7 protein-coding genes are annotated in these 14468 nt (G+C 37.4%); all 7 read right to left on the bottom strand.

From position 1 onward, the window contains the following. Positions 1–10: 10 nt before the first annotated feature. The gene (locus P1K33_RS09845) at positions 11–1327 is read right to left on the bottom strand and encodes a hydroxymethylglutaryl-CoA reductase, degradative (RefSeq protein ID WP_284652787.1); all 1317 of its coding nucleotides are present in this window, start codon (positions 1325–1327) and stop codon (positions 11–13) included. Positions 1328–1401: 74 nt separating this feature from the next. Continuing rightward, complete coding sequence (locus tag P1K33_RS09840; protein WP_284652786.1) at positions 1402–4167, bottom strand: AsmA family protein; 2766 nt, start codon at positions 4165–4167, stop codon at positions 1402–1404. Between the two features lie 119 nt (positions 4168–4286). Next, on the bottom strand, positions 4287–7175 hold the full coding sequence (locus P1K33_RS09835; protein ID WP_284652785.1) for an alpha-amylase family glycosyl hydrolase: 2889 nt from the start codon (positions 7173–7175) through the stop codon (positions 4287–4289). A gap of 64 nt (positions 7176–7239) precedes the next feature. Further along, positions 7240–8694: a SusE domain-containing protein gene (locus P1K33_RS09830; RefSeq protein ID WP_284652784.1), complete on the bottom strand. Its 1455-nt coding sequence runs from the start codon at positions 8692–8694 to the stop codon at positions 7240–7242. Between the two features lie 17 nt (positions 8695–8711). Then, positions 8712–9794 (bottom strand): SusE domain-containing protein, encoded by a 1083-nt coding sequence (locus tag P1K33_RS09825; RefSeq protein WP_284652783.1) that lies wholly within the window; start codon positions 9792–9794, stop codon positions 8712–8714. A gap of 16 nt (positions 9795–9810) precedes the next feature. Next, a complete protein-coding gene (locus P1K33_RS09820; RefSeq protein WP_284652782.1) occupies positions 9811–11433 on the bottom strand; it encodes a RagB/SusD family nutrient uptake outer membrane protein in 1623 nt (540 codons plus the stop codon). A 10-nt stretch (positions 11434–11443) separates the two neighbouring features. Continuing rightward, positions 11444–14380: a SusC/RagA family TonB-linked outer membrane protein gene (locus P1K33_RS09815; RefSeq protein ID WP_284652781.1), complete on the bottom strand. Its 2937-nt coding sequence runs from the start codon at positions 14378–14380 to the stop codon at positions 11444–11446. Positions 14381–14468: the final 88 nt, after the last annotated feature.

The raw sequence follows: 14468 nt of genomic DNA, 5'->3' as shown, positions 1-14468 counted from the left end.
AGTCGAAGTGTTATTTTCTTAGATTTTCAATCAGTTCTACCACAGAAGCATGCGTCACCGTATTATTCTGAAAATACTCGGCTATCGCTTTTCGCTCTTCTGTTGTTGCTTCAAATTGATTCAAAATATTGTTCAAATGCATTTTCATATGTCCTTCCTGAATTCCGGTTGTAGTTAGTGAACGAAGCGCGGCAAAGTTTTGTGCCAAACCGGTAACCGCAACCACCTGCATTAATTCTTTTGCTGAAGGTTTACCCAGGATTTCCAGAGCCATTTTAACCAACGGATGTAAGGTTGTCAAACCGCCAACGGTTCCAAGAGCCAACGGAATTTCCATTGAAAAGGTAAAGATGTCGTTTTCTATTTTAGCATGAGACAAACTCGAATACTGTCCATTTCTGGAAGCATACGCATGAACGCCGGCTTCCACTGCGCGGAAATCATTTCCGGTGGCCAAAACTACAGAATCAATTCCATTCATGATGCCTTTGTTGTGCGTTACCGCACGGAAAGGTTCAATCTCGGCGATGCGAACGGCTTGCACGAATTTCTCGGCAAACTCTTGTGGGTTTACGATTTGCTTTTCGGCTAAATCTTCAACCGGGCAAGAAACTTCGGCACGAACAATACAATTCGGAACATAATTCGACAAAATGCTCATCACGATGGTAATGTTCTTTTCGACTTCGTTAAAATAGGGGTAATTTTGTGCTTCCTCTTTCAGGGTTTTGGCCAATTGCTCCAGACACGAATTGATAAAATTCGCACCCATGCTGTCTTTGGTTTCAAAAGTGGCGTGCAATTGATGGTAATGATCTAAATCGGAGGTTTTATCTCTGAGTCTTAATCCTAAAATTCCGCCGCCACGCTTTTGCATGTTTTTGGTAATGCTTTCGGTCGAGGCGATTAATGTTGGTTTCACCGCTTCAAAAAAAGGCTGCAGTTTTGATTTGTCACCATGGAATAAAAAGTGAACCTGCCCTATTTTCTCTGTATTGATAACAGTGGCTTTGAATCCGCCACGTGTACTCCAAAATTTAGCCGATTTGGCTGCCGCCGCGACAACCGAACTTTCCTCAATCACCATCGGCACTGAATAATACTTTCCATTGATCAGGAAATTGGGTGCAATACCCATCGGCAGGTAGAAATTGGTTATTGTATTCTCTATGAATTCGTCATGCAATTGTTGCAATTTGGCATCGCTGTTCCAATATTGTTTGAGGATTGCAACCGCTTCGGCAGGATTACTGAAATATTCGTTGGCAATCCAATTGATTTTTTCTTCTTTGGACAATTTGGAAAAGCCTGCAACTGCATTGTTCATATGCGTAGTAATAATTTATTGGCTACAAAGATAAGGGATAGCGCTTGAATTTGTGCTCCAAAAACAATTGGAAATTATTCCGGTTTTGGTTCCGTTGATATTGGCTGAGGCACTTCGCCTTCGTATTCTGTCTCCTGTAAATCTTCGGTTTGTTTGCCAATCCTGATTCTTGGATTATCCTGTGTTCCGGTTACTTTGATTGGAATTCCGATGATACCGAATGGCGGTAAGCCCAAACGCATTTTGATATTCACCTTACCATCAAAACTGGTTTGCCCTTCAATTCTCGGACGGAAACCGGAGACTTTGAATTTGAAACGTTCAATCGTGATGATATTATTTTTGATTTTGGTATTGATATCCACTTTGGTCACATCGGGATCGGTCATGGCTTCTTTGCCGGTTTTTTTGCTCACGGCATTGAACATCTTAAAGCCTTTCATTTTCACTTTCTTCACCGACAATGTTCCTTTACCGGTTAACGACGGATAAATGGGCTGCATATTGTTGTCTAAAATTCCGGAAACTTTGTAATCGAGGGAAACAATTCCTTCGGCGCTTTCGGCGGCGCTTGCCATGTCGCGGAACATTTTGACTTCGTTGTAAGCGCGTTTGATATCAAAATCCTTGGCGGCTATTTTAAAATCGAAGAAGGCTTTCTCGGTGGATTGACTTCCGTAAACCAAATCCATATTGACATTGGCACCAACCAAATCAAAACCTGATTTTTTCAATTCCAACCGGCCTTTATTGATTTTCATATTGCCTTTGAGGTTGTCAATGGCCAAACCATCCAAATTGATTTTATTCGCCGTGGCATTGAACTCCAAATCAAAATTAGACGGAATCACAACAACTCCCGACGACGCAGTTGTTTTGGTCGTATCAGCAACCGTTGTTGCTGTTTTCGACATGAATTCATCCACATTGATGTAATCGGAATGAAGTTTGAAATTGCCTTTTAAAATGGCTCTGTCAGTCAGTACAAAATCGATGACGTTCTGCAGATAGCCATTCATCTTGAAATCGGATTGCCCATAAGTGGCGACGAAATCATTGAAATTCATTTTGTCCTGATTGAACAAAAACGTTCCTTCCTTGATGACAAAAGGCTTGGGTAAATATTCGGAAGTGGTTTTGATGTTTTTCAACTTCAAAGTTCCTTTGTTCTGCAACTTGTTATAGCGACCAGCCATGGCATCTGCCTGCGAACCTTTGAACGAAACATCAGCATCGATATAACCTTCTAAGTCCAATCCTTTTTGCGAAAACACTTTGTAGATTTTGGCCAAATCCAATTCGCCTTTGGCTTTGATGTCATATTTGATATTCTCGAAATTCTGCAATTTGGCATTGACAAAAATTGGTTTGCCTTCAAATTCAAAAGATGCCGGCGTGATATTAATCATCAAATCCTCAAGCGACCCTTTATTGTCTAAAATGGTGGCAATTACATTGATATTCTGAATCGGATTTGGGTAATATTCGGTTTTAACATAACCGTTTTTGAAATTGATTTTCCCGTTGGTCACCGGAATCTTGTTGTTCTTTTTGTCGTAAACACCATTGGATTTGATATCCATATTCAACACACCACGTAAATCCATATTCTCCAAACCAAGTGCTTTGTCCATTTGAGCCAAATCGATTTTGGAGTTGATTCTGGCGCTGATATTGGGTTTTGACAAACCTTCGGTCTTGATAATCGCTTTGACATAATCCTTATCGACATTGAAGAAAATGGAATCGATGTTGACTCTCAATTTCTCCGTATCCAACGACGGCAATTTGGTATCAAAATTCAAAAAGATATTCGACACCGGAAACGGCGCATCTTTGTATTCAATCAAACCGTCACGGATTTTCATATTGAAAGCCATATCGGGTTTTTGGTTTTTAGAAGCGATGTATTTCCCTTTTAGCGTCAACGACAAATCGGTACTTCCTTTGACTTTGGTTTTTTCGAGCCAAGTCACATATTGCGGTGGCAGAGCCGTGAAGAAATCATTCAGTTTGCTGTCTTCCGATTTGATATTGAAATCCATATCGTAGCCATTGCTCAGGAAGTCAAATTTCCCTTTGAACTCCACCGGAAGTTTATTGATTTTTAAATTGTTCTGCTCGAATATAAATGCTAAGGAATTGGTATTGATTTTGGTAATCAAATCGGCGTTTACCTTTTTGTTTTTTAGATACTGTTCACCATTATAGGTAAAATCAAAAGACTCGATTTTGGCTTCGGTATACAAATCAAAAATGGCTTTATCCAAATCGCCATTTCCGATGTATTCAAATCCGCGGGCGTCAATCAGCATCTTGGTCGAACGGTCATCATAGACCAAATGGGTATTCAAAATGGCAATTTTCTCCAGGCGAAGTGCTGTATTGCTTGTGGTATCTTTTTCGGTCTCTTTGCTATCGGAGATGTAAACGTTGTAATTGGCTTCCCCTTTTTCATTGACTTTGACATTGATAAACGCATTGGAAACGTAAATCTTATCAATGTTTACCTTTTTGTCGAAAACCAAAGAACTGAGGTCAATTCCGAATGATACTTCGTTGGCTGAAAGTAAGGTTTCCTTTTGGTATGGCGCAGAACCTTTTAAGGAGAAATCGGTCAGCGTTAAAGTCAACGATGGAAAGTGGTTAAAGAAAGAAAGATTGGCTTCCTTGAAGTCTAATTCTCCGTTTAGCTTTTTATTGGCAAACGCTTTTACTTCTTCGGCAATTTTTCCGGGGAAAAGAATCGGCATCAAAAACAACAAAAGAAGGATTGAACCAAAAGTGATTCCTGTTATCTTTAAAATCCTGACTATGATTGACTTTGATGGCTTTTTCATGGTTCAAAAATACGATTCATACAAGAGACAAAAAAATTTAAGGCGAAAATTTTTATAAAAACAAAAGCCACGCTATAAAAACGTGGCTCCTGCAAAATAATTATATAACTAATCTAACCTTATTGTTTGATGACTTTCAATGTTTTTGAGCTGTTATTCAGGTCAAATGCTTTCACTAAATAAACGCCACTATTTAAGTCATTGATATCGAATTGGTAATCTTCTGATGAAACATTATCAAATGATTTAACCAATTGACCTGTAATGGAGTAAACATCCACTCTAGAAACCTGTCCTTTGATACTAAAGCTTCCTGAGGTTGGATTTGGATACAAACTAACATTGTTGATAGCACTGAATTCGCCTGTTCCTAAAGTAGCCGGTTGATTTCCATAGACTCTGAATTCTCCTGCAGGAATGGAAATATTCATATTGGTATTGGTAACCGTAATAGTTGAATTATCCATTAAATTGTACCAAGTTCCTGTAAAAGGGAATCCTGCTCCTGTATTTAAAGTGTTATCGGAAAAGTTTGTTCTGACAAAAACATAGCTTAAAGCAGCTGTCTGTGTGGTACTTGTCCAAACATCCAATCTTGGACTACCTGTTGCGCTTAAATTCCACGCAAACTGACCATTTTCAAAAACATTCTCTGTTTTTTTCAATTCAATCATTTTAGCCCAACTATTGTAAATATTCAATCTGGCCGGATCGCCAAGCCAATTGTTGGTCCAGTGAAGTTGTGGTTTTGTATCCAACTTACAATCTGGTCCTGTAAAGGAAACAACACCATTATTACATGTCCATAAAGAAGCGGTATTCCCTAATTCTCCGAAGTGCCAAATCATTTTTGGTCCGGGAACCAAAAGATGAACAGCTCCCATTGCCGGGAATCTTTGCAATACTTTAGCTAAGTTTCCTTGTGTTTGTCCTGCTTCAGTTAAGGCTTTATAGCCTACTCTTTCTTCGTCATGACTTTCTGCATAACCAATGAATCTATTGGTTGTAGCATCAGCTACACCATTGAGATCAGCATAATTTCCTTTCAATATATTGGCATATGGATCGGTCATTTTTCTCCATTGCATTATGCCTTTGGTATCTCCTGAACGAAGGTAATTAGCCCATTCCATTTCTTCTGTAGCCGAACCACCAGTTCCCAGGTGTTCAAAAATCACTAAAAAATTAGGATCATAAGACCATTGGATATCAGCATACTGTTTCAGTTTTGCAACTCTATCTGTCAGATAACTGTTTGTACATCCTTCATCTCCGCTAGTACAAGCATTGGTAAATCCTTTTGTTAAATCCCAACGGAAACCATCAATTTTATAATCTTGTATCCAGGTTCTGATTGTTTCATTAACATAAGGCGTTATAACATCTCCACCCGGTCCTGTTGTCCTAAAATGGTTGATATCACTTCCTACGCTATAAGAGTGTCTGGCTTCCTGATTAATATAAGGATTTTCAGTTGATGTTCTAAATCCTGTTCCATTAGCCCAACCATCATTGTCTGAATCTAACATCCACATTCTTTCTAATGCTGAACGTCCGAAAACATGGTTTAAAGCAATATCAAGTATTACTGCTATACCATTTTGATGACACAAATCAATCAATTCTTTCAGTTTTGCAGGAGAACCATATCTTTTATCTAATGCCATATGGTAAACGGTATTGTAACCCCAACTCATATTCCCTTCAAATTCCATTACCGGCATTAACTGAATAGCATTGATTTTTAAATTTCTAAAATAATCTATTCTATTAATCAAATCTTGATAGGTTCTGTTTGCATCAAAATCACGAATCAATACTTCATAAATTGATAAATCTTTCTTTTTAGGTTTAACAAAGTTTGTCGTTGCAGCGCTCCAGGTATAATTCCACCATGCTGTTGGTCCTGTTTGTAAAACAGATACTTCACGTTGTTGTCCGGGTGCTATATCATTATAAACCGGCAATCCCGGGAACACTCCTAAAGTTATAATTTCCGGATCATCAAATGGAGATAAAACTAATTTTGAATAAGGATCGGCTGTTTTGACTATAGCAGGTGAACCTGCCGGTAAATTAACCACATCACAAACCCAATACTGATAAGCATACATTTGTCCTGGGGTTAATCCGGTTAATTCTAACCAAAATTTTGTTGACCCTATAGCGGTATCCTTTTTCATCGCATAAGTTGCGTTTGGCTGCCAGTTATTGAAATTACCGGCTACATAAACAAAGCTTTTTAATGGAGCATTTAGCACCAATGTTGCTTTGGTTGGATCTGATGGATTGTAATTAATTCCATCAATCAAACCGGCTGGCATAGCCAAATTATTTGCTCCCGGATTGATCACAACAGCAAATTTTGCACTAAAGGTTGTTACCCCTTGTGTAATTTGCAATTCGTAATTTTTATTTACCGTAACGTTTGTATCAGTATAAGAATACGAAGCCGTTGTTGCTGTATTAATGCTGACACCATTTGCGAAAAGGGTATAAGTAGCATTTCCGTTGGTGTTGTTAGCCGTTACCGCAACGTTTGCACCGCTGGCGATAATATTATTACTATTTAGAGCCGGTGCAGTTAAAGTATATTGAAAAGCTCCAACAGGTATAAAGGCATCCGAGGTTTGCATTGTAGCATCAGCGCTTCTGAAAATAATACAAATCTGAGTTATTGAGTTTGAAGTTCCTACACCGAAATAGGTATATAAATCGGGTGTAATGGAAAGACTATAGGTATTAGCCGTTACCTGAGTCATTGTTGGTTGTGCATTATTACCCCAAACAGCGCTTCCTTTAATGTTTTGCCATTGGACTCCATTAACCGTTACACCAACATAGGCATAAATTGTCCCTGTATAGGAAGCCAGTGGAGTTCCGGTTTTGTTAAATGTAATCGTTGCCGCTTGATCTGCAAGAACTGTAGTGGGAGATGTTGTTATCTGCCCAAAAGACAAACAAGAAAACATCACCAACATTACTAATATTAAATAGTTTTTTTTCATATCAATTTGTATTTATATAAAAGGCTATCAAATAAAATGATAGCCTTTTATTTACTCTTTTTTTTTATTGTAATAGGAATATATAACTTCCATCTAAATCATTAAACCAAATGTCATATGTTCCTGCTGTTTGAACACTGATATTACTTGGAGAGTTAAACTGTCCTGTACCATAAGGTTGAGTACTACCAGAACTGCCCCAATTAGTTGACCAATCTGCATTGGCTCTAAATTTCATCTCATTTGCAGTTAGAACTACATTAGTAATATACCAAAGATGTGGATTATTAGGGTCTTGAGTCATGTTAGTATCACTTCCCCAACCATTTGCCGTTGCAGCTCCAATAATTCCCATTGTTGAATAGGTGGTTGAAATAGATCCAGTATAAGGAGTCACGGTAAAGCTTCCGCCTTGACCTACAGTAGTAAAACTATAAGTGTAATATCCAGCCGTTGGAACATTAAAAGTACCAGGGTCTGAACCACCGCCAGGATTTACAGCTAAAGTTGAATTATCATTGGTTCCCCATTGTGGTTGCCATTGTCCTTTCACTTCTAACAATTTGAACGCTCCTGCATTAAAATAACCTGTATAAATGTAATTATTAGGCGTATTTTGGTTTCTAAATACAGGGGTGTTGTTATTATTATTATTCCATCCCGGAGTAGTCGCGTCTCCTACAAAATATAGGTTAGGGAAAGCGACATTGTATGGCGTAACTGAAATAGTTAATGTAGAAGATGTTCTAACTAAAACATCCATACTTTCGTTTGTATTACTGGCTTTTATTCTTAAATCAACGTTGCCGGCAACACCAGGTGCTAGTCCAATTCCAAGCGCAACGGCATTCAAATCAGCATGAGTTACTGCTAGCGTCGTTCCATTGCTAACTGATCCTATAGCAACAGGTGCAGCAAAGCTGGTTCCTGCAAGAGCAGCTTCAACGGTGTAATCTACATCAATGTTTAAATCTGAATTTAAAACAATATCCGACCAATTAAGTGTAAGCGCAGTATCATCTGCATTACTAAGAGACAATGCATAAGCACTTCCACCGGCAGGACTTGTGAAAACCGGAGGATTAGTAGGATATGTTGTTACAAAGTAAAGTACTGAATTACTTAAAACACTTCCTGAATTGACTCTTAAAAAGATTGAGATATCTCTAAAGTTTTGAACACCTGCGTCACGAATAGCTTGATTTAATTCATCTACAGATATTGTATACTCCTTGTTACCCGTGCTACCAAGACTGATAACACTAGTGAAGTCTCCATCAAGTGACATTTCAACAATATAGTTTGAACTACCTGTTAAATCATCCTTCCAAACAATTGTCAAAGCAGGGTTATTAGGAAGTCCAAAGTTTAAGAATACTGAATTAATCTCAGGTTCGATTAATTTAAATTCTGCATCCGGTGATGTGATTTTTAAATATTCATCGGTCCCACAAGAATTTAAAACAAAGAACAATGTTAGTAATAATATACTATTTATTTTTTTTATATGATTTTTCATTATACTTTTTTTTAAGGTTATAAATTCAATGGTATCAAAATATAATGACCTGTTAAATCATTAAACCAAATATCATAATCATCTTCAACGATTACCGGAATGTTTGCTCCATTTAATGTAGCAGTTCCTGAAAAAGAAGTTGAACCACCCCAAGAAGAACTTGTATTGGTTACAAATTTCAAATCCCCTTGAGTTAAATGCACCGTATTGGCATACCAAATATGATTGTCAGATGCTAATTGAGCCATTGGAGTACTGGCAGCTGCGCTTCCTTGAATAGTCATTGAAGAAAAATTTTCTGCCCCTGAAATTGACAATGGTTCAAATGAAAAGGTATTATTACTATAATTGATTGTAAAAGTATAATACCCTGCACTAGCTATAGGATTATTATTGTAAGGAAAGGTTCCCGGATCGGTTCCTCCGCCTGGGTTAACATTAATTCCCGAACCGCCATTAGTACCCCATTGTGGTTGCCAAAGTCCCTTAACTTCCAAAACTTTAAATTGTCCGGCAGCAAAAAAACCTGCATATCTATACAAATTAGGGTTTGAACCGTCTCTAAATAAAGGTGGGTTATTGTTGTTGTTATTCCACCCCGGTTGAGTTGCATCCCCTACGATGTAATAATCCTTAAATGGGTAATTAAAATAAGGATACACGTCAAAAGTTATTACATTGGAAGGAACAGGCATACTTGATGTTGTCCCAATTGTAGAAACAACTCTTGCGTAAGCAGCATTCCATTGAAAAGGAGGCAAACCTGCAGAACCAACTGCAGAATTCAATTGATTTACTGAAAGTGTTGCACTATTAGTACTAACCGTTGTAACCGAAACCGGATTGGTAAATGCTGCATCAGAACTTACCTGAACGTTATAAAACACAGCCGTTTGTTGCCCATAATCAGCTGAAGTCCAATTCAATGTAACTGCAGGATTATTTGGATTTGTTTGGTCTAATTCTATGCTTGTAATCTCTAAATTTGACAATACAACCGGTGAAGTTTCAGAAACTCTAAATCCTGTATTGTCATCTTCACATGAAGTAACCAGCAAAACCGCAAAGAACATTTGTATTAAAATTGATATTTTTTTCATAATTTATTATTTTAAATTAATATCCAGGATTCTGGGTTAAATTAGGGTTCGCTGCTAAAGATTGTGCCGGAAGTGGGAATAACCTTAAATTATTAGAGATAGCCAATCCATTAACACCGTTTCCTTTCCACGCCCAGTTATAAGTTCCTCCTGTATATTTTCCGAAACGAATTAGGTCTTGTCTTCTGTGCCCTTCCCAGTGTAATTCTCTTGACCTTTCGTCAATAAGGAAGTCTAAAGTAACATCTGCTGTTGTCACATTGGCAAAATTTCCATCGTTAGCTCTCTCTCTTAAGGAATTGATATAGGTCAATGATTGAGATGAAGCGTTAGCAGTACTACTACCATTTGTAGCACCATCTCTTCTCATTTGGGCTTCAGCAAACATTAAATAAACGTCAGCCAATCTGAATAATGGAAAATCTGTACTTACAAATGTAGAACTGCCTCCAGGAATTCCTGTTGAACTGATATTAGAGAATTTTGATAAAATATATCCTTGGTCTTTATTAGAAATATCTGTAATCTCTAAAGTTCTGTCTCCACCACCAGAAAGAGTTTTTCTGGCATCATAATCATAGGCTACACCGTCGAATTTCTGAACAAATTGCTTTCTTAAACGCAAAGCTCCTCCCCATCCGCCTGAGCCAACTCCGAATGAAGTTCCATTAGCTTCCAACGAACCGATTTGCCCGTTCACCATCACAGTAGTTGCACCATAACTTTGAGTCACTTGTCCATCAGCTTGAATGGTGAAAATCATTTCTTCAGAGGTATCATTATCCGCTTTAAAATTATCAAGGTAATTAGGTTTCAAGGCATATCCGCCACTGATAATTTGCGAACATTGAGTCATACAATCGTCATATCTGTTTGTTCCGGTGTATACTTCTGCATTCAAATACATTTTTGCAAGTACCATTCTGGCAAAAGCTTGGTCTAATCTACCTGCTTCATTAGTTCTAGGATTTTTCAAATTTGGCAAAATTTCGTTTAATTCACTTTCAACAAAAGTAAATAACTCTGCTCTGTCATATTCTTGTCCTGCTGTGTTTATCGGATCTGCTTCTGTAACAAAAGGTGCTTTCCCATATAAATCCATAAGGTTATAGTAAGCAAAAGCTCTTAAAGCTCTAACTTCATTTCTATAATCCTGAATATCACTTAACAAAGCAGCATCCGTAACGCCTCTACCACTCAGTTTAGCTGGTGTTGTTTGACGCAAATACTCGTTTGCCAAGGCCACTTCGGCCATAGTTCTACTAAACATTCCTAAAATGATTGGATTGCTGGCATTCCAAATATTTCTTTGTAATTCTCTAGTTCCCGGGTCATTTTCATAACTCCAAATAACTTCGTCTGTGGTCAAATCCTGCATATACCACAAACATCTTGTAAACTGGCTGGTTCCAGCATCAATTCCTTGAAGGAAAGAAGAACCTGCATCGCCAGCTCCAGTCAACGCTAAATTACCATAAACTCCTGCCAATCCTGATTTATAAGCACCAGGCTGAGCAAAAAATTGTTCCGATAAAAATACGTCATCATCTGTAGGCGCTACATCTAGATCACTTGTACATGAATTCAGTACAAAGAAAAAACCTAGAAGGTAATACGCACTAATTTTTAATTTTTTCATAGTTTTTTTTTTAAAATTTAACATTTGCACCAAATAAGAAAGATCTCTGTCTTGGATAAATTGTGTTATCTCTACCATTATTAGTAATTTCAGGATCTAATCCTGAATATTCCGTAATTAAAAGTGCATTTTGCACACCCGTGAATAATCGCAATGAAGCTTTTCCGTCAATAAACTTATCGAATGTATATCCTAAAGTTACATTATCTAACCTGATAAATGAACCATTCTCAACATAGATGTCAGATAAAACAACATCAGCAGTTGTGGTAAAACCTGTACTAAGAACAGAAGTCGGAACATTTTCTAAAACACCATTGGACAATGAATTATATTGAGCTCTTCCGGCATTAACCGCATTATAAATACGGGCCCCATAACTGGCTCTTGCGTTAAATGAAAAATCGAATTTTTTGTAATTCATTGTTGAAGCAAAACCAAAAGTCATTTTTGGATCCGCGTTTTTATAGATGTATCTATCATCACCATTAATAACTCCATCTCCATTTAAATCAGCATAAGCTCCTTCAATTGGCGAGCCTGATGCATCATACAATTGTTTGTATACATAGAAAGAATATGGGGTAACTCCTTCTCTTAAAATCTGAGCAGTTCCTCCAGTTCCTGCACCTGTATCTCCAAGTAAGATGTCGGCACCGTAAGCAAGCTCATCGATTCTTCTTTTAAATGCAGTGGTGTTGAAATTAAGATTCCAATTGAAATTATTATTCTTAACAACAGCTGCGTTCACAGAGAATTCAATCCCTTTAGTTGAGAAGCTACCAATATTTTGGTATCCTGCGTTAGAGAAGTTACCACCATCAGGGAAAGCTGCATTAACAATCAACTCATCTGATACTTTGTAAAATAAATCTAAAGCTCCTGTAATTCTGTCATCGAACAATCCATAATCAAGACCTATGTTGTAAGTTGTAGTCTCTTCCCATTTTAAAGCCGGGTTGTATGGATTTGAGATAGCGATAGGAGTTGGCGTTGTTCCAAAAATGTATTGGCTCGATCCACTTCCTGTAGTATACTGCTGAAGATAAAAATTTCTTTCATTGAAATTTCCAAACTCTTGTTGTCCTGTTATACCATATCCTAATCTTAATTTCAAATCAGAAATGGTTTTTGAGTTCTTAAACGCTACATTTTTTAATTTCCACGCAAATGCTGCCGATGGGAAATTACCATACTTTTCTGCCGAAGGGAATCTTGAAGACCCATCTCTTCTCATAGTAAAGGTAAATAAGTAAGTATCGTTAAAAGCAAACTTCGTTCTTCCAAAATATCCCAACAATACATTATCTGTAAAGTCTGTAGTTTCGGGGAAATTTGAAGGTAAGTTAGGATCTAAAATATTTCCTGATGCATAGGTTTGGTTTTGACGAATCTGATAAGAATAACCCGCTTGGGCTTCAAAATCCAATTTGCCAAAAGTTTTAGTATATACTAAATAAGCATCAAATAACTTATTTCTGGCAATACTTTCCTCATGTTCTCTTTTACCATAAGGTAAGTTGTTATTACTAGGCGCAGAAGCCGCATTGTCATTCATGAATTTATTTCTTTCCCCTTGTGCCTCATCAAAACCTAAATTAACAACCGCTCTCAAAGCAGGGAAAAAATGGAATTTATAATCAATTTCGAAATTTCCGAAAATTCTATTGTTGATACCTCTGTCTTGGGTTTGTAACAATTGAGCAACCGGGTTTCTGGTTCCTAATTGTAATGTACCATCTGCATTGTAATACTCAAAGAAACCTCCATATGGTGATGCAGGATCGTACACTGGTTGTGTTGGGTTAAATCTTAAGGCCGAACCCTCAACACCGTCAGCGAATCTATTTCTTTCATTTGTAAATGTAGCATTCAATCTTACTTTTAAATGATCTTTAAAAAATGTAGGGTTTAATGCTGTAGAAATTGTATTTCTGTTAAAAGTATTGGTTAATCTCAAACCTTCTTGGTAAGTATTTCCAAAAGACAAACGCGCCGGTATTACATTGAATAAATTTCCTTTAATGGAAATATTATTGTCCACAAAATCAGTTCTTCTGTAGATTTTATCTTGCCAGTCAGTATTGGCTGTTCCCAACATCCCAACATCTCCGGGTCTTTGTTGCGTGATTAGCTCACGATAGGCATCAGCACTAAAAACGTCAATCTTATCAACTAATTTTCCTGAAGCATACTGGAAATTGTAATCTACAGATAATTTCTTTCCTCCTCTTTTAGTGGTAATGATAATAACCCCATTCGAAGCTCTTGAACCATAAATAGCTGTAGCAGAAGCATCTTTTAAAACCGTAAAACTTTCTATATCATTAGGATTCAAAGCAGCTAAAACAGAAGTCGTCCCTCTATTGTTATCAGCATTGTTTTCAATTGGCAAACCATCAATTACAATCAATGGGTCGTTAGAGGCAAACAAAGAAGAACCTCCCCTGATTCTAATTTCAGAACCAGATCCCGGCGCACCGCTTGTGTTTACTGTCAAACCGGCAACTCTACCATTAAGTAAATTCTCTGCTGTCACATTCGATCCTTTGTTAAAATCCTTTGCTGACACTGTTGTTACGGATCCTGTTGCATCTTTTTTCTTAACGGTTCCATACCCAACCTGCACTACAACTTCTTGTAATTGGTTAGCGCTTTCATCTAAGCTGATACTTACAGTTTTCTGACCAGAAAAAGTAATCGTTTTGGAGTCATATCCTATGAACGAAAAGACAACTTTGTCTCCGTTTTTTAGGCCTCCTAACTGGAATTTTCCGTCAAAATCTGTTGAGGTGCTACTGTTTGCACCTTGAACAATTACATTTACTCCCGGCAAGGGTTGATTTGATTTTCCATCAATAACAACTCCACTTAAAGTGCTCTGTGCGAGAACACTAAAAGGCAGCAACAGGAATAAAAATAACAACTTTTTGTAAATTGTTTTCATACGTTTTGTTTAGGTTAAAAATTTAATTTTGTGCTTGTACTTTTACTTCGAATGTTAAATTTATGTAAAAAAATCAATTTTCTGAATA

This window comes from Flavobacterium terrisoli, from assembly GCF_030167905.1.
GTDB lineage: Bacteria > Bacteroidota > Bacteroidia > Flavobacteriales > Flavobacteriaceae > Flavobacterium > Flavobacterium terrisoli.
The sequence above is the reverse complement of the archived record's forward strand: the minus strand, read 5'-3'. Positions and strand labels throughout refer to the sequence as shown.